The sequence below is a fragment of the Erythrobacter epiphyticus genome (assembly GCF_034653295.1).
GTDB lineage: Bacteria > Pseudomonadota > Alphaproteobacteria > Sphingomonadales > Sphingomonadaceae > Erythrobacter.
In genome coordinates, this window is record NZ_JAYEEU010000001.1 from 81,073 (window position 1) to 106,045 (window position 24,973).

The 24,973-nt window shown below is 62.5% G+C and carries 19 protein-coding genes; 3 read left to right on the top strand and 16 right to left on the bottom strand.

Features of this window, described 5'->3' with window-relative positions:
* Window positions 1-53: 53 nt before the first annotated feature.
* The 5 genes from SOQ14_RS00410 to SOQ14_RS00430 all read right to left on the bottom strand — a co-directional run bounded on the left by SOQ14_RS00410 (window position 54) and on the right by SOQ14_RS00430 (window position 5,585).
* Entirely contained in the window at window positions 54-683 is a 630-nt protein-coding gene (locus tag SOQ14_RS00410) for an alpha/beta hydrolase family protein (RefSeq protein WP_322895718.1), read from the bottom strand.
* 323 nt (window positions 684-1,006) lie between these two features.
* The gene (locus SOQ14_RS00415; RefSeq protein ID WP_322895720.1) at window positions 1,007-1,816 is read right to left on the bottom strand and encodes an alpha/beta fold hydrolase; all 810 of its coding nucleotides are present in this window, start codon (window positions 1,814-1,816) and stop codon (window positions 1,007-1,009) included.
* Between the two features lie 86 nt (window positions 1,817-1,902).
* Window positions 1,903-4,191 carry a TonB-dependent receptor gene (locus SOQ14_RS00420; RefSeq protein ID WP_322895722.1) on the bottom strand — a complete coding sequence of 763 codons (2,289 nt, stop codon included), beginning with the start codon at window positions 4,189-4,191 and terminating at the stop codon, window positions 1,903-1,905.
* 71 nt (window positions 4,192-4,262) lie between these two features.
* Window positions 4,263-4,826: a TetR/AcrR family transcriptional regulator gene (locus SOQ14_RS00425; protein ID WP_322895724.1), complete on the bottom strand. Its 564-nt coding sequence runs from the start codon at window positions 4,824-4,826 to the stop codon at window positions 4,263-4,265.
* Window positions 4,827-5,051: 225 nt separating this feature from the next.
* Window positions 5,052-5,585, bottom strand: coding sequence for a TspO/MBR family protein (locus SOQ14_RS00430; protein ID WP_322895726.1), 534 nt, complete (start codon window positions 5,583-5,585; stop codon window positions 5,052-5,054).
* A 101-nt stretch (window positions 5,586-5,686) separates the two neighbouring features.
* Between SOQ14_RS00430 and SOQ14_RS00435 the strand changes: the two genes are divergently transcribed.
* Complete coding sequence (locus tag SOQ14_RS00435; RefSeq protein ID WP_322895728.1) at window positions 5,687-6,325, top strand: TetR/AcrR family transcriptional regulator; 639 nt, start codon at window positions 5,687-5,689, stop codon at window positions 6,323-6,325.
* A 446-nt stretch (window positions 6,326-6,771) separates the two neighbouring features.
* On the opposite strand, the gene SOQ14_RS00440 is transcribed toward SOQ14_RS00435, so the two are convergent.
* The 5 genes from SOQ14_RS00440 to SOQ14_RS00460 form a co-directional block, all read right to left on the bottom strand.
* Window positions 6,772-8,262 carry a DNA primase family protein gene (locus SOQ14_RS00440; protein ID WP_322895732.1) on the bottom strand — a complete coding sequence of 497 codons (1,491 nt, stop codon included), beginning with the start codon at window positions 8,260-8,262 and terminating at the stop codon, window positions 6,772-6,774.
* Window positions 8,263-8,529: 267 nt separating this feature from the next.
* Window positions 8,530-9,552, bottom strand: a complete 1,023-nt coding sequence (locus SOQ14_RS00445; RefSeq protein ID WP_322895734.1) for a sensor domain-containing diguanylate cyclase — start codon at window positions 9,550-9,552, stop codon at window positions 8,530-8,532.
* Window positions 9,549-9,779 carry a hypothetical protein gene (locus SOQ14_RS00450; protein WP_322895736.1) on the bottom strand — a complete coding sequence of 77 codons (231 nt, stop codon included), beginning with the start codon at window positions 9,777-9,779 and terminating at the stop codon, window positions 9,549-9,551. Before SOQ14_RS00450 ends, SOQ14_RS00445 begins: the two co-directional genes overlap by 4 nt.
* Window positions 9,780-9,911: 132 nt before the next feature.
* The gene (locus SOQ14_RS00455; RefSeq protein WP_322895738.1) at window positions 9,912-11,366 is read right to left on the bottom strand and encodes a M20/M25/M40 family metallo-hydrolase; all 1,455 of its coding nucleotides are present in this window, start codon (window positions 11,364-11,366) and stop codon (window positions 9,912-9,914) included.
* Between the two features lie 32 nt (window positions 11,367-11,398).
* On the bottom strand, window positions 11,399-13,879 hold the full coding sequence (locus SOQ14_RS00460) for a zinc-dependent metalloprotease (protein ID WP_322895740.1): 2,481 nt from the start codon (window positions 13,877-13,879) through the stop codon (window positions 11,399-11,401).
* 154 nt (window positions 13,880-14,033) lie between these two features.
* Here SOQ14_RS00460 and SOQ14_RS00465 point away from each other — a divergent pair, with 154 nt between their 5' ends.
* Both SOQ14_RS00465 and SOQ14_RS00470 read left to right on the top strand, forming a co-directional pair.
* Window positions 14,034-14,786, top strand: a complete 753-nt coding sequence (locus tag SOQ14_RS00465; RefSeq protein ID WP_322895742.1) for an SDR family oxidoreductase — start codon at window positions 14,034-14,036, stop codon at window positions 14,784-14,786.
* A gap of 103 nt (window positions 14,787-14,889) precedes the next feature.
* Complete coding sequence (locus SOQ14_RS00470) at window positions 14,890-15,930, top strand: transglutaminase-like cysteine peptidase (RefSeq protein ID WP_322895745.1); 1,041 nt, start codon at window positions 14,890-14,892, stop codon at window positions 15,928-15,930.
* On the opposite strand, the gene SOQ14_RS00475 is transcribed toward SOQ14_RS00470, so the two are convergent.
* From SOQ14_RS00475 to SOQ14_RS00500, 6 genes are all read right to left on the bottom strand, one after another.
* On the bottom strand, window positions 15,876-17,141 hold the full coding sequence (locus SOQ14_RS00475; protein WP_322895748.1) for an HlyD family type I secretion periplasmic adaptor subunit: 1,266 nt from the start codon (window positions 17,139-17,141) through the stop codon (window positions 15,876-15,878). The two genes, SOQ14_RS00470 and SOQ14_RS00475, sit on opposite strands and share 55 nt — an antisense overlap.
* Complete coding sequence (locus SOQ14_RS00480) at window positions 17,138-18,172, bottom strand: cell wall hydrolase (RefSeq protein WP_322895750.1); 1,035 nt, start codon at window positions 18,170-18,172, stop codon at window positions 17,138-17,140. Before SOQ14_RS00480 ends, SOQ14_RS00475 begins: the two co-directional genes overlap by 4 nt.
* Complete coding sequence (locus tag SOQ14_RS00485) at window positions 18,172-20,310, bottom strand: type I secretion system permease/ATPase (protein WP_322895752.1); 2,139 nt, start codon at window positions 20,308-20,310, stop codon at window positions 18,172-18,174. Before SOQ14_RS00485 ends, SOQ14_RS00480 begins: the two co-directional genes overlap by 1 nt.
* A 28-nt stretch (window positions 20,311-20,338) precedes the next feature.
* Complete coding sequence (locus tag SOQ14_RS00490; RefSeq protein ID WP_322895754.1) at window positions 20,339-21,682, bottom strand: TolC family protein; 1,344 nt, start codon at window positions 21,680-21,682, stop codon at window positions 20,339-20,341.
* A 66-nt stretch (window positions 21,683-21,748) separates the two neighbouring features.
* Window positions 21,749-22,399: an OmpA family protein gene (locus SOQ14_RS00495; protein ID WP_322895756.1), complete on the bottom strand. Its 651-nt coding sequence runs from the start codon at window positions 22,397-22,399 to the stop codon at window positions 21,749-21,751.
* A 130-nt stretch (window positions 22,400-22,529) separates the two neighbouring features.
* A partial coding sequence (locus tag SOQ14_RS00500) for an SPM autocatalytic domain-containing protein (RefSeq protein WP_322895758.1) occupies window positions 22,530-24,973 on the bottom strand: 2,444 nt, incomplete at its 5' end.

Below are 24,973 nucleotides of genomic sequence, written 5' to 3' on the forward strand. Positions count from 1 at the left end.
GGTAGGAAGGTGATTTGCTGCTTTTTGCGCGGACAACATTGATGCAGCACGACCTATCTCGCCAGCCAGACGTCTTCAGGACCCAACGCCTCAGGAGCCGCAAGCGAGCCCTTTGCGGTTGGAGCCACAAGGTTTGCACGCCAAAACTGGGCTGTCGTCTCAGCCACGATCAGTTCCGTGCGGCGATCGGTTGGCGTCGGTGCACGGCGTTGTTCGCCGCCGCTGAAGATCAAGTGATCGGCCCCGTTGACAACCAGCAGATACTTTCTTCCCGGCGGCATGGCGTGAAACGGTCGGGTTCGATCCTTGGGCGTCACCTTGGTTAGGCCGGGCACAGCGTCCTTGCTTCCGGTTACCGACAGGAACGGGATGCTGATCTTGCCGAATGCGCTCTCATCCGGCTCAGCCAGTGCAGGGGCCGGACTGAAAGCAATGGCGGCCTTGATCCGCGGATCGGCGACGCTGAACAGCCCTGTCGGTGCGCGGAACTGCTGCCCGGCGACGGCCTGCACGGTCTGTGCGCCGAAGCTGTGTCCCGCCATGCCGATCCTGCCGGCATCGAGCCTCGCCATCGGGCAATTCCCGATCAGCAACGGGCCGCCGACTGCATCAAGCACGGTTTTCACATCCGCCACCCGGGCGATGAACTGCTTTGCATCCATGCCCTTGCGCAGCGCCGCCATCGCCTCTTTGCCCTTCAGCCCCTTCCACAGCGATGCGTCAGAGCCAGGATGCTGCAAGTGGACCACGGCAAAACCCGCCGCGGTCCAAGCCTCGGCCCAGCGGGTTCCAGCGTCGAGCGACCCGCCAAGGCCATGGCTGAACAGGATAACCGGAAACGGACCCTCGCCAGCGGGCAGTCTGACGCGAAGGGGGATCTGCCGCTGCGCGCGCGCCGCATCTTGCACCGTCCCATCACACACCAAGCCTGCATCTGGCTTATCTGCCTGAGCAGGCGCCAATGAAGCGGACACCAGCGCGAGGGCTGCGGTGACAATTCTTATGATCATGGTTGCACTGTCCATTCGTCCGAAATTTGCTGCAAACGCCCAGCCTTGCGCTCCCCCATCAGCCATGCCGCAACAAGGGCAGAGATGGCATCGGGCTGTTCGGGAAGGATCGCATGGCTGGCATGATCGAGCGCAACCATCACCGCCGGTCCCGGGTATTGCGCGATCAGGGCTTCGCCGTTGGCAACCGGCGCCACCGGGTCGCGTGTGGGCTGGATGATGAACAGCGGAACACCTCCGGCTGTGATCCAATCCCGGCTCGCGGTCGCCGTGACGGCCCTTGCCTGCAATTCGGCGGCCCGCGGGTTCCATCCGGTCAACCAGCTTCGCGCGTTCTGGCCGGGGGCGAAAAAGGCGAGCTTAAGGGCCGCGAGGCGCTCGGAATTCGGGAGACGGCCTTCCGCTGCCGAGACGGAGATCGCCTGCTGGATTTCCGGAGGGATCGGAACTTGCCCGCCCGCTGCCAGGAGTATGATCGAAGTGGTGTGCCGCGGGTCTGCCGCTGCCATCGCCCGGGCGATCCGGTTGCCCAACGCATGACCGATGATCACGACAGGCTGATCGGGACAGGAGGCTGTCGCTACCGCGCGCGCATCGGCCGCTAGATCGTCCAGCGTTGCACGCTCCGGCCCGCGCGATGCGCCGAACCAACGTGGCTCATATCGGACCGCTGTGTAGCCCTTGCCAACGAGGTCGCGGGCAAGCTCGTCAAAATCCGATGGCCCACGCCCGAGCGACGGGATCATCAGCACAGGGGGGCCAGCGCCTTCGACGACGACCGATAGCTTGGCTCCGCGGTGTTCCACTTGGCCCTGAGGCTGCTGGCACGCTGGCGTCGTTGCCAAGGCCGGTGTCGCACAGGCAATCCAGACAGCGCAGAGCAGACCCCGCATCAGAACCGCATCCTCGCTTCAAGCCCGTAATGCCGCGGCTCGCCAACATAGGCGTTGAAAGTCCCCGGTTGCAGAACGCCTGCAAACACGATGGTGCGATAGAAGGTGTTGGTGAGGTTCTGCGCAAACAGCGAGACGTCGAAGCGGTCATCGGGGCTGCGAATGCCAATCCGGCCACCCAGCAGAAAATAACCGTCCTCCTCAGCCTGCGGGATCAGGGCCACACTGGTGTTCATGTCAGAAATCATCCGCAGGTTCGCGGCCCAATGCGTGGTCCAACCCCCGTCTCCCAGAGGACGCTCGATCATGAACTGGCTCTGCCAGGTCCACTTGGGAGCATTGACTATCTGACGACCGCGCAGGGCCGCCGGTTCGGTGGCCTCGCCATAGGTGGCCTCATTATAGATCACCGAATTCGCGAAGGTCAGCCATGGCACTGGCCGCAGGGTCGTCTCCAGTTCGACCCCCCGGCTTCTGACTTCGGCTGCGTTGGAGATCGTGAAGGCCGTGCCGGTAAAGGCATTCTGCTGGAAGTTGACGATGTCCGAAGTGAACAGCGTCAGCGCCACGCGGGCCTTGCCATCAAGAAACCGGGCTTTCGCGCCGAGTTCGTAACTGTCCACCTCTTCAGGCAAGAATGTCGCGCCGGCGTCTCCGGCCAGTCCGCCCGTACGATCGAGGTTAAGCCCGCCCGCCTTGTAGCCGCGCGAAAAGCTTGCATAAATCAGCGCGCCCGGCGCAGGCTCGTATGACAGGCCGGCAGTGCCGACCACCTGTTCGTCTTCGAAGCGGCTTTCGAAATCGGGCGTCGGGCACAAGAGCTGCGCCCCGATCGGCACGCCGACACGCCCGCAGGCAGGGCTGTTGAAGGCGAATTCGCCGGTGCCGGTCTTGTCTTCCCTCAGATACCGAAGGCCTGCTGTGGCTATCAGACCGGGCGCAAGCGTGAAGATGTTGTGGGTGAAGAGCGACCACCCGAACGCGCTCTGGTCAAAATCTCGCTGGGTGTCGCCGCCGCCGACCGGGTAAAGCTCGGTCAGACGCGCGGCGGCCGCCGGGAAGCTCAATTGCAGGAATCGCGTCAGATCGCTGCCGAACACGATCGCGCTCGATTGGTCGGTTTGCTGATCGAACAGGAAGCCGCCCACCAGCCAGTCAAGCGGGCCGACCGTGCCTTTGAGCGTGGTTTCGGCGGTGAACAACCGGTCCTTGGTGTCCTCGAACGGCGTGTTGAGCAGATTGGCGCTGCTGAAATCGCTGTCCGTATTGCGCTGCGAGGTGAAATCGCGCCACGAAAGCAGGGTCGTCCACTGGACGTTGTCGAAGCTGATATCGGTCTGAGCGGAAAGGCCCCACTCGCGGGTGTCGGCTTCGTAGCGGCTGTTGCTGGCGGTGGTGTATTCGTCGAATTCAGTAGGAACAAAGCCGCCCACCGCCGCAATGGCAGGCGCGCGCGCACCGTTTTGCGTGACAATCGCGGCGCAGCATTGTTCCTGCTTGCGGCTGTAATCGGCAATCAGTCGGATCGACACGCGCTCGGACGGATCGAGGCGCAACTGTCCGCGCAGCGCAAAGCGATCCCGGTCATTGACCTGAAGGCCCGTGCCTTGATCGTCCAGATACCCGTCGCGCTGTGTCACCACGCCCGAAATCCGGAACGCAGCCTTGTCCTCGGCAATGACCCCGCCGATGGCGGCCATCAGCCGCAAGCTGTCACGATTGCCGTAAGCGGCGGAAATCTCGCCGTTCCAGTCATAAGTTGGCGCGCGGGTCTGAACCAGCAGCGCGCCCGCCGTGGTGTTCTTGCCGAACAAGGTCCCCTGCGGTCCGCGCAGAACTTCGACCTGAGCCACATCGAACAGGTCAGCCAGAGCAATGCCCGACCGGGCGCGGTAGATGCCGTCGACGAAAACACCGACCGATCCTTCGAGCCCCAGATTGGTGCCGCTGGTGCCGATGCCGCGCAGCCTGATGGTGGCGGCCGTCGCTTCAGATGCTGCGGTGGTGATCACAAGGCCGGGCGCAAGCTGGGAGAGATCCTGCGTATCGCGGATGACAGCTTGTTCAAGCATATCGGCAGAAATGGCCGTGACTGCCGCCGCAACGGAGAGGTCCGACTGGGCCCGCCGCTTGGCGGTGACGATGATGTCACCAGGCTGCGGCTCGGATGCCGAAGTCGGCAATTGCTGATCAGCGTCAATTGCTGACTGCGCAAGCGCGGGCTCAGCGAAGCCTGCCAGCGCGGTGCCACCGATCAAAGCGCATTTCCAGCTGTTGAAGCGTGTCATAGTCCCATCCCCCCTTATCGTTACTTAAGGGTGACGTTACTGATGAGTTACATTAAACGCAAGGTCCCGCGTCACTCCCGGCGACGGAGGATCTTCCACTTCTGCTCGGTGTTCCAGCGCCAGTCGCGGATCATGTCTCCGATCCAGCTTGCGAAGATCGGATCTTCTTGCGGCGTGCCCGTCAAAAGCCAGTTCGCAAGCGCTTCAAACAGGAAGGCGGTGAGATCGCGGACCGCCATTTCTGCCCGCATCTCCTGATGTGAGCCGCTACCGCGCTCATGCTCGAAATAGCCCATCAGCCAGTCGACATAGAGCGCCTGCAAACGGTCGAAATGCTGACGGTATAGCGGATCGCTCCGGCAATCGCGATAGAGCAGAAGGAATGCGTCAGGCTGATCCCTGGCAGCTGCAATTGTGCCGATTGTGCCGACATCATATCCGCCCCAAGGCTCGCTCTTCAGTGCCTCCAGCGCCGTCAACACGTCTTCGAAAATGGCTGCGACCAGTGCATCCTTCGAGCCGAATTCGCGGTAGATCACCACCTTCGACAGTCCCATGCGCACGGCGATCTCGTCCATTGTTCCGCCGCGCAAGCCGCGCTCGACGAACAGAGCGGCGCCTGTCTTGAGTATCAAATCGCGGCGTTCAGCATGGTCAACCCGCGCCCGCCTTTGTCTGATCGGGATCGCACTATGTGCTGTAGGTGCTCGGGCTTCGGCCATGGCTTATTGTAACTGATCGGTAACGTCTAGCAAGTGCCCGCGTGCTCGGGCCAATGAAACTCATTCAACGAAAGGCCGGAAGCTGAGGATCAGCGAAAAGGCTGTCGGTCCTTGCGCCCCCTGGCTTTACGCGCCCGCTCAGCCAAGCAACGCTGCCGTTCCCAAATACGGGTCCGCGTTGAAAAACATTTGCCACGTGGATGCGTAAAGACCCGCGAAGGCTCCCCAAGCTACGAGGGGCATCATCAGGTACGCCGCCTTTCGGTCATCGCGCCAAAGCAGAGCGCACTCAGCGGCCGCGACGACAAAAATCAGCATCGTCAGCAAGCCCCCCAAAACGGGACTCGATTGACCGAAAAAGAAGTAGGGAAAGATAGCGAAATCCAGCCAGAACGCCGCCTGCAACCCTATGTGGATCGGACGACGATTGAGGTTGCGATTGTTCAGGATTCGCAGTCCGGCCCAAAGCGTGCAGATATTGATCCCGAGCCAGATGAACGGAAAAAGTTCGGCCGGGGGCCGCAGCGGCGGCACACGATATCCCGGATACAACTCATCCCGGAATCCAACAAGGGAGCCCGGGATGTTGACCACGAGCAAGAACACCGCAGCATGCCACCATACGAATTTCGGGTATTGAGGCATGACGCGGTGGGGGACTGAATCTATCATGGCGGTACCTCCGGATAATTAATTGGTACACTCGTACCATTGATTGATATGGTCAGCAAGGGCGCTTCCGACCCAGCGAAGCGAAAGGACGGGAACCACAAATGGCGCGTTCAACTGGTGCGGTGGGGAAGTCCCATCAGGCAAGGCGGCTTGAGATCCTCGCCCGGTTGACCCAGCGGTTGACCGAAGCCAACGCGATGCATGCCTCATATCGCGAGCTGGCCGCGGCCGCCGGAGTTTCGTTATCGACCCTGCAACACTATTTCGGCCGCAGGGACGAGGTTGTCGCGGCGGTGCTCAGTCAGGCAAAGGCGGCAGCTGCGCCGCATTTTGCCACATTGGCGGAACCGTTGGGCTCGCTTGAAGAGTCTGTCGTCGCAGCATTGAGACAGCTGCGCCTCGGCTTTGAGCAATTCGGTGTTGGTGAGATCCACGCGCTGGCGCTGGTCGAAGGCCTGCGCAATGCAACGATTGGCCCGATCACGGTCGATACGGTGCTCGAGCCGTCGATCGCTGCACTGGCCACACGCTTGGCTAGCCATCAGCAAAGGGGGGACATGCGCCGCGATGTCGAACCGCGCCACGCGGCCCTCATGCTTCTCGCACCTCCCTTGCTTCTGTTTCTTCATCAAGAGCAACTGCATGGCGCCCAAGATTATCCGGTCGACCTCAACGGGTTTTTCGAAAGCCATGGCCGCTCATTTCTGAGGGCTCATCGTGCCAGCCTCGCACCTGAATGACATAGTGCCTAATTCTGGCAGCGGCTTTCACAAGACCAGTCCGCACCGTTTGGTGAGGGCTTCATAAATGTGTGCTTTTCGCGCGGCCCTGCGGTTCAAATTGATGCTGCGCAACGTCTGACATGGGGTCGCTTTCAGATTTTCTGCTTTTGGTAAGACCCGGGCCGAAGCTGACTGACCGGTATTAGCGAACCCAGCCATTAGGCATGCCGTCTGGGAAGGACCGCAAAGTCCCACAAGGCGACCAACTGGACCGTGCTCGAGCAGCACCCCAGATGACGTCAGTGACATGCTGACACCAGCGCGGTGCGGTTCATGGGGTGGGCACCGGAGGAGGAGAACATCCTCCTCCGCCGTGAGCGTGAGCACCACAGTTCACAGAACAGTGTCACTGCCGTCATGACCATCAAGCCGCACCGGCCCACCATCCCCTACTTGGTGCCCATTCAGAACTTGTCCCCATCTTCGACCACGCCGCGGAAGGGCAATTCAGCATCGGTACGGAGCCGAAGGCCAACCACGACACGCACAGCCGGCTTGCCGGTAAACTTAACCTTGCGCTCGAGGGCAAATCCCTTTGCCTTGAGTCGCTGCGAAAGCCGCCCCTTGTCCAGCTTATGTCGGATTCCGCATTCATCAGCCCACATGTTGTGGCTATCAAACAAGTTGGCGACTATCTCAGAAGCGCCGGCTTCAACGACGCAACGCTCCTCGATCCACTGCTCGACAATGTCCGCGTCAGCAAAGTACCGCTTCGTGGACTCGATTACGTGAGGTGACCGCACCAGCCCTTCCTGATAATATCGTTTGGCGCCGTCGATCGCCCATCCGAGGATTTGGCCGGCCTCCTCCTGGAGCTTAGCTCCGAGGTTGAGGTCCATGTCTTTTTCCTCGATTTGGCGAATGAACTCGTAGACATGGAACCGGCGCTGCAATTCGAGGCCCAACGACTTGGTAGGCGGGGCCTCGTTGCCAACGAACCAGATCTTCGCTTCCGGCCGGAATTCGAAGCTGTCTTTGCCCTTGAAACTGGCGGAAACCGCCTCGCCTGAGGCGATGGACTTCACCCGCCTAAGGTTCAAGTAGCCCTCAACCTCGTGGATGAAGACCAGCCGCTTGCCCCGCATCCGGGCCACCTCCTCCTGGTGAGGGTGGTAGCGGACCTCAAGAAATGCGGTATCGGTCGCCGTCTGGGCATAATCGCCCAGAATGTAGCCCATGATGTCGGTCATCTTGGTTTTGCCCGCACCACTTTTGCCGATCCACATGGCAACGCACTCGTCGCGGGTTTCGCCGGTCAGAAACAAGCCGAAGAGGGTCTGGATGTACGCGATCTCAACCGGATCGCCCCCGAACCAGGTATCGATCGCCTTGAGCCACCGGCTTTCTTGATAGTCGAACCGCGGGGAAACTCGGGTGATCTTGGTGATGTGATGGCCAGGATCGTGATCATGCCGCTCCCCCGTACGCAGATCGTAGGTCCCATCCGGGCAGTTCAGTAGGTGTTTGTCGGCGTCCCACCGGTCAGGTTCGACCGAGAGTTCGGGATAGAGCCGCATCACACCTTCGATGCCGTCGATGGTGCCCTTGAACACTTGCTCGTCGGGTAGGCACGATCGGATGAGGGTCTTCACCTCCTCTGTCGCCCCCTCCCCCCAGAACTTGGCGTTGAACACGCACCAGTCCCGACGTCCTCTGTCGCGGCGAATAATGTTGCCGTGTTTGGCGACGACGAAATTGGCGAGTTCGCCGTGCGAAGGCTTCGATTTCGATCTCCGCGAGCCAAAGTGCTTCTCGCGGGAGCTATCGATCCACTCCTGAATGGCTTGCAGGTCTTTTGGCCAGTCATAGGCTTCACCCGCCTGTTCACAGGCTTCCCGCTTCGCGCGGCGAATACGAGTCAGAATGGCATCGTCGGGCCAGCCTCGTGCAACCATGCTGGAAACTGCGCGCACGCAAGTGTCGTGGGTATATCCGCGCAGAGCGGGTTAGGGTGATATCTGGCGCATCGAGGTGTATCACAAAAAGCACTTAAAATCAATATTTTACGTCGTAAAATGCCTTAATCTTGATATTTAATAATACTTCTTGATAATATTATTATGCCGGTTTACACCGAGAGGGTCAGCGGTTCGAGCCCGTTACCGCCCACCATTCCTTGAATGTTCCGTGTGCACCTCACACCTGCAAGGGCGTGTGGGGCCTTAATCAGTCCAAGAAGGCAACGCCGCGCTTTCTCCCATCCGGACCTGGTTGCGCCCCATCCGCTTGGCTTCATAAAGCGCCTCATCCGCCTGCTTGAGCAAGGCGTCGACCGTCGCACCCGGTTCGAACGCGGCAACGCCAATGCTGGCGCTGCACGACAGGCCGGGATGATCGGGAAAGGCCAGCGCAGCGATTTGCACCCGCAGCCGCTCGGCCACCGCAAAACCAACACTCGCTGGCGCATTGGCCACGCACACCGCGAATTCCTCGCCCCCGAGACGCCCGACAATGTCGTGCTTGCGCAGCACAGCATTCACAATCTCAGCCGTCTTGCGCAGGACCAGATCGCCCACATCATGGCCATAGGTGTCGTTGATGCTCTTGAAGTGATCGAGATCGAGCAACAAGATCGAACCGGCATTGGTGTAGCGCCCTGCCCGATCGATCTCGGCTTCGACCCGATCCCGCCACGCCTTGCGCGACAGCAGATTGGTCAGCCCGTCGGTGAAAGCAATCGTGCGTAATTCCAGCTCGCCAACCACCAGATTGGCGAAGTTCTGCAGGATCGCGATCTCGTGCTCGGAGAAGGCTTTCGGCTCCTGATAGATGACGCACAAAGTGCCGACGATATAGCCATCGGGCATCTTGAGCGGGATGCCGAGATAGGCGCGGATATGCGGTTCAAACAGCACCAGCGGGTTGTTGGCGAAGCGCGCGTCCTTGGTGGCGTCTTCGACGATGAACGGCGCCTCGGCCCGGATCGCGTGATCGCAGAAGGCGACATCGCGCGGCGTCTGATCGACATTCAGCCCGCGAAACGCCTTGAACCACTGGCGGTCATTATCCACAAGCGTCACCGCGCAAATCGGCGCGTTGAGCGTGGTTTTGACGAGATCGACGATGCGCTCAAAGGGCGGCTCCGCTTGGGAATCCACCACCTTCAGCCGATCGAGCGCACGCTGCCTGCCGGGTTCGTCAAACTTGGCTTTCGCGAAGTGATTCAGGTCACAGACAGCATTCATGATGACAGACTTTCCGTTTCTGTTCTCAGCTTGATGGAAAAACTTTCCGATGCCTTTTGAATGATCTGCACCACTTCGTCTTCGTCGCGGCCCGCTGCGATGAGCGCATTCGCCAGACCCAGCAGAGTCTGGTGATGGCGATCGACGATTTCCCGGATACGAGGCGGCACATTGTGGTGCCGATGATCGCCCACAGCTTGTTCGACGAGTTCGTGCGCAGTGTTCATGGAGAGCGGCTCTCGGTTCACGATGAGCGCGCTCTAACGGGCAAGGGGTTTTTGCCCCGTAAGGCTGTCATGCGTATCGTTACTGACGCGGATAACTTTTGCCAGCGCCCTCAAGGAGCCAAGGCAAGGCGATCAGCCGGCAATGTCCTTGAGCAGGAGATACCAGTGATCGAGCCCGCTGTAGAAAGCATCGACCGATAGCCGCTCGTTCAGGCCGTGGGCGAACATGTCCTGCGGGCGGCTCGCCGCACCGGAGATTGCGACGGTGGCAAGCCCGCGCGCGCGGTAATGCATTCCGTCGGTCCCGCCGGATTCCATATAGGGCTGGATGGGCAGGCCGGGATAGCGCGCATCGATCACCTTGCGCAGCGCCGCCATGACTTCCGCAGGCACAGCGGATTCGGGGCTTTCGGTGACGTCGGTAACCAGCTTGAACTGCACCTTGTCGTTGCCGATCACTTGCTTGAGCGCCGCCTCGGTCGCGGCGGCGCCTTCGCCCGGAAAGATCCGGCAATTGACCGTCGCGGTGGCCGATTGCGGCAGCGCGTTCTCGGCATGGCCGCCGCGCAGCATGGTGGCAACGCAGGTGGTGCCCAGTGTGCCGACCGTCTCGGGATTGGCGCGCAGCACGGCGATGGCGGCTTCATTCGACGGATCTTCGGCAAAACGCCGCATCGCCGCCCCGATGTCGCCGGGGGTGGTCTTGCCGAGCTCGGCAAAGAACGCGCGGGTGAGCGGCGTCGCCTGCACTGGGAAGCGATAGGCGGCGATCTTCTGCAACGCGTCGGACAATTCGTAGATCGCATTGTCCTTGCGCGGGCGTGAGGAATGGCCGCCGGGGTTGGTCACGGTGAGTTCAAAGGTGGCGAAGGTCTTTTCCGCCGCTTGTACTGCCATTGCCAAGGGCTTGTTGTCGGGCGCCAGCGTGATGCCGCCCGCATCGGAATTGAGCACATAGGCCGGGTCGATGGACTTGGCGACATAGTCAGCCTGCGCGCGGGTCGAAATCATGCCGGTCTCCTCGTCGCCCGAGAACACCAGATAGAGATCGCGCCGGGGCGTCCAGCCTTCACGCTTCAGACGGATGAAGGTCTGGGTGAGGTTGGTGATGCCATATTTGTTATCGGTCGTGCCGCGTCCGAAGAAGAAGCCGTCCTTCTCCGTCACGGTAAAGGGGGGGAGCTCCCAATCCTCGGCCAGCGCGTCGACCACATCCATGTGGCCGAGCAGCACGATGGGTTTGCGCCCATCGGGCTTGGCGGCGCCAAACCGCACAATCAGACCCTGTACGCGTTCGCCATTGCTGTCGTAGTCGCTGACCATGATGTCGGCATCGGCGAACCCGGCCTGCTTCAGCCGCGCCACCAGGTAGGCGACCATCTCGGGCGTCTTGGCTTGCCCGCGCGCGGTGCGGATCGCGATGATATCGCGGTAGATATCGAAGGCCTGCTGCTGATCCGCGGTCAGCGGCGCGCGCTCGGCCCCGCGGGCGGCGGCGCCTGATGCAAGCACGCCAGCGGCCAGTGCCAGCGCCGTGGCGGTGCGCAGTCCGAAGCGCCGCGCGGTGGTTGCCTTGGTCATCATCATCATCCCCTTCCCATTGTCTCTTCTGTGCGCGATCAATCGACCGGCGCGAGCAGGCTGGACAGGTCCATCCAGTCATCCTCGCCAATCGGATCGCCCGGCGGCACTGTCACCATGCGCGGCAGGCTGGCCGCCAGCTGATCGCGCTGCGCGGGATCGAGCAAGCGCCGCGAGAGGCTCAGCGCCCAGGCCCGTTCGGCTCCGCTCGCCTTGCGCTTGGCCAAGGCGGCGCCGATATCGGAGAGCTTCTGGTCGATCGCGGCGGCGACTTCGGGCGTGGCATCCGGACGGCGCGCCACCTGCGCCATCGTCGCCAGCGTGCGATAGGCGATACGGCGGCCGAGGTCGTCGCCGGGCGAGGCCAGCACGGTCGCCGTCAGCCGGTCGAGCAGCTCGCCCACGCCCAGCGCCGAAGCATCGCTCTGGCTCTGGACCACCAATCGCGCCAACCTGCGCGGGGCGAGCAGCGTCTGGGCGGTGAGTTGGGTGGCGGCGTCGGCGGCGACCAGCGGGTCGAACACCGGGCCGCCAGCGGTGGCGAAGATCTCGGTCTCGTACTGACGGTCAGTCGTCCCGTTCTGCGCGGCTGAGAGCAGCGGCACCAGCGCGGGCGGGACGCGCAGGGCCTCGGGCCGGAGGGTTGCCAGCGCCGCATCAAGTGCCGCGCGCTGTTGCGCTGGAGCCACCGGCGCAGCCGCTTCGCGGCCGCCACCGTTGACAGCATAGACAAAATCGACCCCGCCAATCGCCTTGGCGGCGGCAACCAGTTGATAACGATGCAGCAACCAGAGTGGTACGAACCGCCGACGAAGGTTCGCAACCGGCTCGCCGGGGCTGAGGGCTTCGAGCCCGAAGCGGGACAGCGCGGCGGCGCGCACCGCCATCAGCCGGTTGAGCTCAGCGGTCGGGTCCGCGCCATCGTCCCACAAGCCGCCCCACACCTGGGCGGTGTCGGCTGCGCGGGCGTTATCGTCCTGCACAAAGCGGTAGCGTGCCGCCGCTTCGGCTGTCTCGCGCTCGCTGGCGTCGGCATAGAGCCAGCGCACTGTCGCCACGTCCCATATGCCGATACCCTTGGCATAGGCGTCCGACAGGTCGGGCTTGCCCTCGACCAGCCCAATGCGCGGTGGGGGGTAGTCCATCACAGAGGCGCGGTCTTGCGTGCTGGCGGCAAAGTTATGCGCAAAACCGAGCGTATGGCCGACTTCGTGTGCCCCAAGCTGGGCCAGCCGGTCGAGCGCGACCTTCACCGGATCGTTCGGTCCGCCGCTGTTCAGTTCGGCGGCACCGACCAGCGCCTGGAAGATCTGGATGTCCTGCCGCGCCCGCAAGGAGCCGAGCACCACCATCCCCTTCACGATCTCCCCGGTGCGCGGATCGACGATCTGCTGGCCATAGGCCCAGCCGCGTGTCGCCCGGTCGACCCAGTTGACCATGTTGTAGCGCACATCGAGCGGATCGGCCCCTTCGGGGAGCATCTCGACCCGGAAGGCATCGATGAAGCCCGCCTGATCGAAGGCATCGGCCCACCATCCGATCCCCGCCAGCAGCGCCGGCCGGATCGCTTCGGGCGTGTTGCGATCGAGATAGAAGGTGATCGGCTTCTTCACCCGCGAACGCGGAGCGGCGGGATCAAGCTTTTCGAGCCGGAAGCGATTGGCGAGATCCTGCACCACCGGTGCGCCCAGCGGGGCCGAGAAGTCCACCGCTTGCGTGGCAAAGCCGCCAAGCCGAGGATCGAAAGGGCGCGGGACGAAACCCGGTTCGGGCAGGCGCACGAAGCTGTGATGCACCGTCAGCGTCAGCTTCTTGGGTTCGGGCACGATATTCTCGACTTCCGCGCCCGGCCGGTCGGACACGAAAGTCTGGATCGCGTCCACCTCGAGATTGTCGGGGAAGACCCGCACTGATGCCGGTTCCGCAAGGCTCAGCTTGTCATCCAGCCGGAAGCCTTGCCCGGCAATCGCGGTGGCCGCACCAACGCCCAGCACATCCACTTCCTGATTGAGCGAGGCGGCAATGCCCAGCGTGTCGAGCGCAAGGAAGGGCGCGAGGTCGATCACCACGCGGCCATCGGGAAGCGTTTCGGCAATGTCCGTCATCCAGACGGTCGAAATCCCGAAATCGCTGGCGACCGCGCGTTGCTGTGCGGGCAGGCCGGCGCTGGCGCGGAAACGCGGATTTTCAAACTGCACCGCGATCTTGCCGCCGATCCGGCGGAAGGCGAGAAGCTGGGTGTTGCCGATCCGCCCGCGATCCAACCCTAGCGGTGCCGAACCCAATCCGGTCTTGAGCGCGGTGTTGTAAAGCAGGCGCAGCGCCACACCATCATCACCGGGGGCCGGAAGCGTCAGCAGAATGCGCCCCTTGGCCGCCTCGGTTCGCACCGGCAGCAAAGGGGTCTCGCCCGCAGGCATGACAACGGGCTGCGACGCATCAGCCGCCGCCAGCGGTACCATCGGCCATGCCAGAGCCAGCAGCCATGCTCCCCGACGCATCCGGCGCAGCGTTTTCATCCCTGTCCCCTGTTAACCGGCACGGTTCGCCCCTATGCCTTGATCACCAGCAGTGTTCGGGCAAGAACCGTCCAAGCTCAAGCAAGAAAACACACAGGCGGGCAGCGGGCGGTGCCCTACCATGCCAGCAACCCGATCACAGGGAGAAGGCGCGATGGATTTGCAGCTCGATAACAAGACCGCGCTCGTGCTCGGCGCGAGCAAGGGACTGGGCCTCGCGATGGCGCAAAGCCTTGCTGATGAAGGCGCGCGTGTCATCACGGTGGCGCGGGCATCGCAAGGGCCGCAGGGTTTTGATCATATCAGCGCAGACCTTGATGATCCGCAGGCTCCTGCCGCCATCATCGCCGCAGTGCGGGCTGGCGGAAGGCCGCTCGATATCCTCGTGCTGAACAGTGGCGGCCCGCCGCGCGGCACCGCCGCAGCAACCAGCCCGGCGGATTTCGCGGCTGCCTTTGACCGCATGTTCCATGCCCAAGTGGCACTGGTGCAGGCATTCCTTTCCGATATGCGGGCACGCCGGTTCGGGCGGATCCTTGCGGTTGCTTCCACCAGCGTGATCGCCCCGATCCCCGGCCTCGTGCTGTCAAATGCGGTCAGGGCAGCCCTCGCATCATGGTGCAAGACACTGGCGGGTGAAGTCGCCGTTGATGGCGTGACCGTAAACCTTTTGCTGCCCGGCCAGATCGCGACCGACCAGCTCGCCGGCCTGCACACGGCGATGGCCGAAAGCAGCGCGATGACGCCCGATCAGGTGCGCGCCCGCGCGCTGGCCGCCATTCCGGCGGGCCGTTTCGGAGACCCGGCAGAATTCGGCGATGTGGCGGCCTTTCTCGCCAGCCCGCGAGCGGGCTTCATCACTGGCTGCGCGATCAAGGTGGACGGCGGGCAGACTGTCACGCTCTAGCTCGCACGCTCGCACCGCCTGCTTTCCAGCCGCGAAATTCTAAAGAGGCTGTTAACCATAACTCTTGAGATAGTCTTATGAGCGCGTGGGTCATGGTTAGGCCATGGTCACGTCCGCAACACAATGGCAGCGCCGTGCCAAAGCGGTCTTTCTGCTCGGAGCGCTTGGCGCCACGGCCGTGGTGCCGCAGGCTCCGGCCCATGCCGCCCTCTCGCCGGCGGCCCTGCCGCCCGCGGCCTTGATTGTGGCGTTGCAATGCAACGGGCCCACACCAGCCGGGCTGACGACGCCTATGCGTGATCAGGAAGCGGGGGCGCAGAACAAGGCTTCGGCCATTCTCGGCGGACAACCCAGCGCGCTTGATATCATTAGCGCCCAGCAATCCGATCAGAACGGCGCCGCGCTGGCCCCTGCTGCGGCGACGGCGCTGGCGCCTGCGGTCGCGGCAGCTTGGACCAGCGGATCAGCGCTGTGCGCGCCAGCCTTCTCAGGGCGCACGCCATCGCTCGATCCGCTTGATCGCCCGGCCCTGCCCGCCGACGCTTTTCTCGGCAGCGCCCGGATCAGCATTGGCCGCACCCCCTTCGATCAGGCATGGGCGCGCGTGTCGCGGAAAAGCGCCTCAGGCAAGCTGCGGACCATCTTCGCTCCGCAAGCCGGGGTGGATCTCGACGCCGTTCGCAAGGTGAACAGCTGGGTCAACCGCACCATCACCTACGCCGAGGACATCGATCTCTACGGTCAGCGCGATTACTGGGCGACGGCGAGTGAAACCCTGCGCAAGCGCAAAGGCGACTGCGAGGATTACGCGATCCTCAAATACCAGATCCTGATGCAGATGGGCGTTGCCCCGTCCGACATGTTCCTTACCCTTGCGCGGGATCGGGTGCGCAACCGCGATCACGCCGTGCTGATCGTGAAGATGGCGGATCAATTCTATCTGCTCGACAACAACACGAAGGAATTGCTGCCGGCCAATGCCGGGCAGGAATACACCGCGCGCCTCAGCTACAGCCAGAATGCTGCCTGGCTGCATGGCTACACCACGCCGCCGCATAACTATACGCTAGGGGGAACGAAGCGCCTCGCTCACTTCTCCGAGAGCGCGGTGTCGAGCGCGCGGGTCACCGGCTTGAACAAGTAAGACAGGATGCTCTTTGATCCCGTGATGATTTCCACATCGGTAATCATCCCGGGGACAATCGGGAACTTCTGCCGGTCTTTCTGCACAAAGCTGCGATCGGTTTCGACCAGCACCCGGTAATAGGCTTCGCGTTCGACTTCGTCATAGATGCTGTCGGCCGACACCTCGATCACCTTGCCGGTCAGCCCGCCGTAGGTCGCAAAGTCATAAGCGGTGATCTTGACATTGGCCCGGTCACCCACCGCGACAAAACCGATGTCGCGCGGGTTGATCCGCGCTTCCACCAGCAAGCGATCCCCCACCGGCACGATCTGCATGATGGTCTCGCCCGCATTGACGAAGCCGCCTTGCGTGGTGATCTGGAGATTGTTGACGATACCCGTCGCCGGTGCGCGCAATTCGTTGCGGTTGCGCCGCGCCGAGGCGCCTCTGATGCTTTCCTGGTTCACCGCGATGCGGGTTTCGATCTCGCTGCGCTCGTTGAGCGCCTGTTGACGGAAATCGAGCCGCGCGGACTGGAAATCGGCCTGCGCCTGCTGGATCGAGGCCGAGGCACGCGCGGCGGCCTGACGCGCGGCGGCGAGACGGCCTTGCACATCCACCAATTCGCGCCGTGCTGTCAGCAGTTCGGTCTGCGGGACAATGCCCTGCGCGGCGAGTGGTTCGAGCATCCGCACCTGTTCCTGCGCCAGGCGCACGCTCTGGGCGAGCGAATTGGCTGTCGCCTCGGCTTCCTGAAGATCACGGCGGCGCTGCTCGACCGCGGCCGACAGGGCGGATTCGCGGCTGCGTGCAGCAGCAAGGCGAGCTTGCTGGAGCCGTTGTTCCTCGGCACAGACCGAGCCCGGCGCGCAGCCCATCTGGCCGCCTGACGCTTCGCTCTCCAGCCGGTCTGCCCGCACTTCGAGACGCGCGTTCTCGGCCTGCAACTGCCCCAACTCCGATGCCGCCATGCTGTCATCCAGGCGAACCAGCAATTGGCCCTCTTTGACGCGCTGGCCGCTGCGCACCAGAATATCCGCGATGATCGATGGCTCGGCAGGCTGGACAAGCTGCGCCTTGCTTGACGGGATCACCTTGCCGGTGCCTCGCGTGATCTCGTCAATCTGGGCAAGGCTAGCCCACACGACGAACAGCAGCAACGAGACCGCGGAAACGAAAACCAGCTTCCGGTTGCTGTCCCAACTCTGGAATTTCTCAAGAAACGTCATGGCAGATTTTGTACCGTCTTGTCAGCCTGCCCGGAAGCCGCCGCCGCAAGGCGTTGCTCTTCCAGCTTCGCCTGCAACCCTTTGCTGGCATCGACCGGATCGGGGATCGTCAATTTCCAGCCGGTAGCGGGATTCATGCGGCCCCCAATATCATTATCCGCGCGCCGCTCGGTCGGGGCGCGTTGCAGGTGGGTGGGGTAAACGGCGGCAATCTCGGTCTGGGCAGACACATCTTCAGCCGCAGCCAGTTGCCGATCGGCAGCGCTCGGATAGTATTCGCTTCCGGCCCACCGCGCATGGAGGCTGGCGGCATGGCCCGCGCGTCCCTTGAAACGGTAGAAGATGTGACGGCCCACCACATGGACCTTATCAAGCCGGAAGGCCCAATAGGGGAGCACGTAGTCGGCGTGATAATGAGTCGCCGTGCCGACACTGGTTTCGACATGGCCGTTCAGGGCGGCAAGCGCCACCTTGCGCGATTCGTCCCACAGCCGCGGCAGGGGCCGCCGTGCGAGCGATCCGTCGCAGGTATAGCTGAACTGGCACACCGGTTCGCGCCAGCCCTGATAGACCACACCGCACACCGATGACGGATAGGCAAAGTGGGCGACGCGGTTCAGGATCGTCTGCGCCACAGCGCGCTTGCCAGCGACGCTTTCATTGGCCGCTTCGTAATAGATCGCCTCGGTAAGACAATGCAGCGCGGTCTGATGGCTCGCCGTGCCGGGGCGGATCGCCTTGAACGGCTGCGGCAGGCCGGTCGAGGTCGTGACCAGCGGAATTTCGGCATTGCGCTCTTCGGCGCTGGCCGGTGTGGTTTCGAGCAGAGCTTCAGGGCTGACCGTGAAATCCTGCAGTTCGCGCGCGAGATCCGCGGGCAAGGCCTGCGGCGGCCCTTCGGCAGCGGGCAGAGGCGCAGGCAGCGGGGCGAGCGACAAGACCGCCAGCGCGCACAGCACCCCACCCACGCCGAGCACCATGGCCGGACGTGCCGCCGGTTTTGCACCGAGGGAGGCGGGCCAGGCTGTCATCAGTTGCTGACCTGTCCGGCGACGTTCTTGAGGATGTCTGCCTTTGGCCCATCGGCGACCACCCGGCCTTCGTTCAGCACGATGATGCGGTCGCAAATATCGAACAGCGCCGGACGATGGGTGGCGACGATCAGGGTCTGCTCCTTGGTCAGCGCAGACTTGAGCCGTTCAACCAGCAGCGCTTCGGTGTGCGAGTCCATCGCCCCCGAAGGCTCGTCGAGATAGAGCAGTTCGAAAGGGGTCATGAAAGCGCGCGAGATCGACAGGAAGGCGCGTTGCCCGCCCGACAGCTTGCTGCCCTGTTCGCCCACTTCGCGTTCGAAACCGGCGGCATCGCGTGAAAGGTAGAGGTCTGCCCCGGTCTTGACCAAGGCTTCGACGACTTCCTGATCGAGCGCGCCCGGTGCACCCAGCGCAATATTCTCGCGCATGCTTCCGGTGAAAAGGTTGGCATCCTGCCCGACAAAGCGGAAATGGCGCCGCACATCGCTCGGATTGAATTGGCGGTTATCAATTCCGTCGATCCGGATAGCCCCTTCATCAGGCGGATAGAGGCCGCAGATCAAGCGCCCGAGCGTCGACTTGCCCGAAGCGACCCGCCCGACAATCGCCACGCGCTCGCCCGGCTCGATGGTGAGATTGATACCGCTGACGCAGGAAACGGGGCTGCCGGGATAGGCGAAAGAGACATTTTCAAGCTCGAGCTTGTAGCCGCCGCGCTGCGACCTGGGCAGGCTCATGCCGCCCTGGCGCCGCTCGTCTTCCGCCGCGAACAGCTGCTCGATCGAAACCAGCGCTTCCTTGGCCTGACGCCCGCGGGTCAGCAGGAAGGCGATCTGTCCGGCCGGAGCGAGCGAGCGCGAGGCGAGCATGACGATCGCAATGATCGCGCCCATCGTGATCTCGCCCGCGGCGAACATGTAATAGCCGCCGACGACCAGCGACACGCTCGAAATCTGCTGGAACGAGGTGGCGAGCGCCACTGCGGTCGCCGAAATGTTGCGCAGTCGCAATTGCGACTGGCTGCCGATCCGCGACAGCGCTTCCCACTTGCCGAGCAAGCGCCGCTCGCCCGACATGCTCTTGAGCGTTTCGACACCTGCGATCGATTCCACCAGCACGGTCTGCTGCAAGCCCGCATCCGATTGGGCATCGCGGGCCGCATCGGTCACCTTGCGTTGCAGGATCATGCCCGCAAACACCATCAGCGCAATCGCGGTCAGCGGCACCATCGCCAGCCAGCCTGCGATATAGGCGATGACGGCGATGAACAGCACAAGGAAGACCAGGTCGACCAGCAGCACCACGGTTGTGGACGCGAAGAAATCGCGCACCAGCGTATATTCTCCGACCCGCGCCGCAATCGCACCGGTGCTGCCGCTGCGGGCATTCATCGGGGTTGAAAGCACGCGCGAGAACAATTTCTGCGAGAATTTGAGATCAAGCCGGCGTCCGATTTCGTCGACCAGATTGGTGCGGGCCCGGCGCAAGGCAAATTCAAGCCCGAAAGCCAGCAGCACCCCCGAAGCCAGCACCCAAAGCGAGGCTTCGGCGCGGTTGGGGATCACGCGGTCATAGACATTCATCGAGAAAAGCGGCAGAGCCAGCGCGAGAAAGTTGATCAGCAGTGAGGCCAGCAGCACCGGCTGGAACGCCTTGCGTTCGTTGCGCAGTTCCGACCAGAACCAGTGCCCCCGCCCTTTGGCGTGCCACGGGGCGACGGATTCGCGCAGCGTATCAGGATTGGCGAAGACCGAGACATATTCCCCCGCAAACTCGGCTTCCACGTCAGTGAGGGGGCGCCACACCGGTTCGGCCGCATCGCTCGCAAAGGCGAGCACGTCCGTGCCGGCCAGCTCCATCAGGGTGATGGCAGAGCCGTTCTGCGTCCGTGCAATCAGCGGGTAGGCATCCCCGCTGCGCGGCAAGCGCTTGCCGCTGCCGAGGTCATAGTGGAAACCAGCGAGATCAAGCGCCGCAGCAGCCTGGTGGAAGGGCAACAGGCCGGCTCCATCACGCGGCAGGCTGTCGAACAGCCGCGCCGGATCACGCAGACCGAAGGTCGTTGCTATCCGTGAGATAGCCACAACCAGCGGGTCTGGCCCTTGCTGTTCGGCCAGTTCTCTTGCGTAATGCACTTAGACCCTCCTGCGGCAACGCGCTTCCCTATTTGGGAAGCCGCCGCCTTTGCAATTCGGCAGAAACCGAAGGTCCGTAGTTGAACCGCTCACGCTCGTTCATGCCTGCACCAGCCCCCGGCGCCAGATTGAGCGCTTCGAGGAACGTGTTGGTCGCAGCCAGAACCTGATACTGCGCGAACAGCTCGGAGAACCGCGATGTTTCGCGGCGCACTTGCGTGTTGAAGCGGGTGTTCTGGGCATCCAGCACATCCAGCAGCGAACGCCGCCCGATGTTGAACTGGCTGCGGTAGGACAGCAGCAGATCATCGCTGACCTGCGCCTGCCGCTCAAGCGCGGCGAACACGGTCTTCTGCGTCGTCATGGCTGTCCAGGAATTGCGGACATCCTCTTCGGCTTGACGCACCCGATCATGCAGGCGGTAACGGGCTTCGCTCGAACGACGCACCATTTCCTGCACTTGTGCCGCGCGGCGGCCACCATCGAACATCTGCCAGCGGATATAGACGCGGCCCTGCACATCATTGGTTTCGCCCTGGAAACCATCGATATCCTCACCAATCCGACCGGTCACATCGACACCGATACGCGGGGCAAGCTCGCCCTTGGCCGAGATCACCATTGCATTGGTGGCATCGACATCAGCCTGCGCTTCGCGCACCAGCGGATTGGCGGTCCGGGCAAGCCCGATTGCCGCTTCCTCGTTGGCCGGAAGGGCTTGCATCAACGCCGGCGGGACATTGACCTGATAGATATCCACCCCGGTCAGCCGCTTGAGCGAGTTGCGGGCGTTGATGAGGTTTTCCTCGGCTTCAGCACGCAGCACTTGCGCGGCCTGAAGGCGTTCCTCGGCCTGCTGGAGATCAGCGACGCTGATCGAGCCTTGCGAGACGCCTTCGTTGAGGCTCACCGTCATTTGCTCGTGGAACACGACATTGTCGGTCGCAGCGGCCAGAATGCGCTCCTGGAGGAGAATATTCAGATATTGCCGGGCAACCTGCAGGGCCACGAACTGCGAGCGCTCGACCACGCGCAGCGACGCGCCATCAACGCGCGCGGCCTGACGCAGCAATTCGCCACGACGACGACCAAAATCGATCAGCGTCCAGTCGGCGCGCACCTGCGCTTCCAGCGGGGTCAGCTCGTCATCGGCAATGCCCAGAACGCGGCGCGTCTGGTTCTCAAGGCGCCGCACGCCGGCGGACGCCTCGACATCAATCGTCGGGAAGTAAAGCGACTGGGCCTGCTCCCGTTCGAACTGGATCGCCTCGGTGTTCATCTGCGCCTGAATGATTTCAGGGTTGGAGGTGATCGCGGTTTCGATCGCCTCGCGCATGGTGACAGGGCCTGTCTGGCTTTGCGCCAGAGCCATGGGCGCACAGGTGGTCAAGGCCATGACCACTGCAATGCTGCGAAGAGTTTTCACTGTCTCGTCCCCTTATTGTGCCGAGATTTCGACGCGCCGGTTTTCCGGGCTGGGTGTGCCATCGGCCAATGGGACCCGCGGATTGGCTTCGCCTTTGGCATCGACATTTACCGCAATTCCCTGCGCAAACTTGCCGCGCAGGACGCCCGCAACGACATCAGCCCGGCGCCTTGACAGCGCCAGATTGTAGGCGTCGCTACCGGCCTGATCGGCATGCCCGACGACTGCCAGCGACACCCAGCCGCAATCGCGCGCTTGCTGGGCGACCGTATCAAGCGTGACCATCGAACCAGGCTTGAGCTCGGAGGAGTCGAAATCAAAGAATACGGTGGTATCCCGCGCATCCTCGCAGAATGGCGCGCGCCGGGACGGCGAAGGCGGTGGCGGCGGCGGGACGATCGCACGCGGCGGCGGGGCGATTGCACGCGGCGGTGCCGCCGGGGCGCGGTTCATCATGGCATGCGCCCGCGCGCAATTGCCGATACTTGTCGGGTCACGATGCGACGACTTCATGAAGCCGAGCGCGATCCCGCATTGCACCTTGGTTTCCAGGGCCCACAGATAACGCGAGTTATTGGCCGCAACCACCGCCTGATCAAGCGATGCGGAGAGCCCATCCTGATATCGCCTGTCCAACTCACCAACCAGGCCCGAATTGTCCATTGCCATAAGGGTGGCAACATCGGTGGTTTGCGCGAGAGCAGGCGAAGCCGCGAATGCTGCACCAACTGCGATCGACGTAACGACTCGCTTCGCAAGACGCATAGGTACCTTCCCCTCTGGTAATTCGCTCTTAGCCCACGGCTACCGCGGCTTGCGCAGCTTCGTCCATCGATATCTCATAGGTAAATGGCTGAACTGTCGCATTCATCCCTGAAATATCCTGCGAGAGCAGATCAAGAAGTGGACCCGTCTCAATTTGAACCGCACCGGCACTGTCTTCGTTAACATTTGGCGTCATAATATCGAGCAATTCGTCGACCATTTTGCCTGCGATAACATCGGCCATCACATCTTGTGCGATGTCCCCGAAGCCCATGATGCCCGCTTCTGCCTGATTCGCCGGGGCCGAAACTTGCAGGAGCAAAGCCTCCATCATTCCCGCTGCACCGAGATCCGGGCCGCTGAACATCACCGAGACGACCTCAGCAGCACCGTCTGCAGCGAAGGGCTCTGCCGCAGCCGTCTCCAGCAGCGCGCCGACATTGTCAAACGGACTGCTCGGAACGTCCACCCGCTCCCAGCCAGACGACAGGCTATCCTGCGCCGGGCCGGCCATTGCCGCATTGTCGCCCTGCTCCCAGGCACTTTGCCTGGTGAACGCAGCGTCGGAAGCGGTGCGGATCGCGCCGATGGGATCGCTGGTGACCGCAATGCCTTCGCTGGGCAGGCTGATCGGTCGGGCCAGACCCATTTCGACAGAGGCTTCCAGCGCGGTTGGCATGATCGCGAGGAAGCCGGCCATGGCCGCAGCGCTGAGCGCGCCATCCTGAGCGCGCATTTCAGCCTTGTTGACCATGGCTTTGGCGGTGCTGCCCACCACAAAACCGGCGTCGGCCAGCACATGGGTCGTCCCGTTGATGGTGAAGCTGCCGCTGCCAAAGACGATCACATCGCCAGCAGCCGCGGTGTAGCTTTGCCCATCGGTCGACAGGTTGATGATGGACACACCGGCATCGACCAGGGTGGTGAACTCGCCAGCATCGACCTTGCCGTTGCTGTTTGCGTCCTGCCATATGCCAAAGCTGGTGAAGGCGGCGTCATCAATGGTGAACTGGCCATCGCTGTTGCTGTCGTAAGCCATGGCGAGACCTTCAAGGTCGGTCTCGGCGCCCGATGCATCATCGGTGAAGACGATGTCATAACGGCCATCTTCGGAGTAGCGAGCCAACAGACCATCCTGCGGGCCAACCCAAGCGGTGCTGAAGGACGAACCGTCACCATTGTAATCAAAGGCGACACCCGCTTCGAGGCCAAGGAAGGCGATCTGGCCGTCCCCGTCGAGATCAAGCGCGATCGGGGGCATAACCGTGGTGGTGGTGGTGGTGGTGTGGGCGTCGACAAAGATCGACAAGGTCTGGGTCGCGGTCGCATCGCCGTCCCGGTCAGTGGCCGTAATGTCGAAATCCAGATTAAGGTCGTTCGGCAAGATTGTCCGCGTGACAGCAACGGACGTGAATCGCGCCCCTTGGCCTGACGTTGCAGAGCCGCCGATCGCAACAATATCAATCACGTTAAACGAAATCGCAGGATCAATGGTGACTGCGCCTGCACTGTTCACCGTGAAGGTGCCGGTATCGGTTTGCCCGGTTTCAGTGTTACGCGCTGTCCACCGGAATTCAACATCACCGCCGTTTACACTCTCAATCGTGAATGTCAGCGCATCGACATAGTCCGCGTTCGGATCTGTCGGATTGTTGTTGCCCGCCTGCCCGGGGTTGTAGAACTCCATCGTGAAGCTCTCACCATTGCGTATGCGCTGGTTATCAATCCCGAAGCCCTGGGTGGAAGAGTTGACGCCGCCTGTATCGCTCGAGAACTCAATCTTGAAGTCCTGGGTCTCGACAAACGCAACCGGCCTACCCGGAGTCAAACCGAGAAGCGAAACGGTTTCGGTAGAGCCAGCATCAGGGGTCACAAGCGAGAACTGATAGGTTCCGTCCGTGTTCACCTGCAAGGTGAACACAGTCACGGGGCTACCATTAGAGATCGCTGTCGCCGTCAGCAAAGCACCATTTGCGTTCTGTACGGTCGAATAGGTGATGCCTGGGATGTCAGGCCCAGTGATCGAGAAGTTGCCATGCCCGTCTGCACCTGGCACGTAGGAGAAAGTCCCCAGCACCGAGCCGCTTGCGTTGGGAATAGTCGTCCCGACGAACGTTCCGAGCGTACCGACATCGTCCTTGAACACCAGCCTTTGAGCAATGTTGAGGCTGGCGCTGGCCGTGTCGCCATCAAAGTCGCGCGCGGTTGCTGTCAGCGTGATCAGTTTCGCTGCCGAAAGCGTTAACGGGTCGTTGGGATTATTGGCATCAGCATGGCGCACCGCGCGCTGCTGATCGAGCGTCACCGTGCCATCGGCTGCCACCGTCACCGTGAACACCAGCGCACCCGAGACCGCCGTGCGGCCTTCGACCACACCGCCCGCCGTCAGCGAGAGGATCACGTTCTGACCGGTCGCGGTATCCACCAGACCCGAAGGACCGGCCACAACGTCCAGCGCATAGGTCAGCGAAC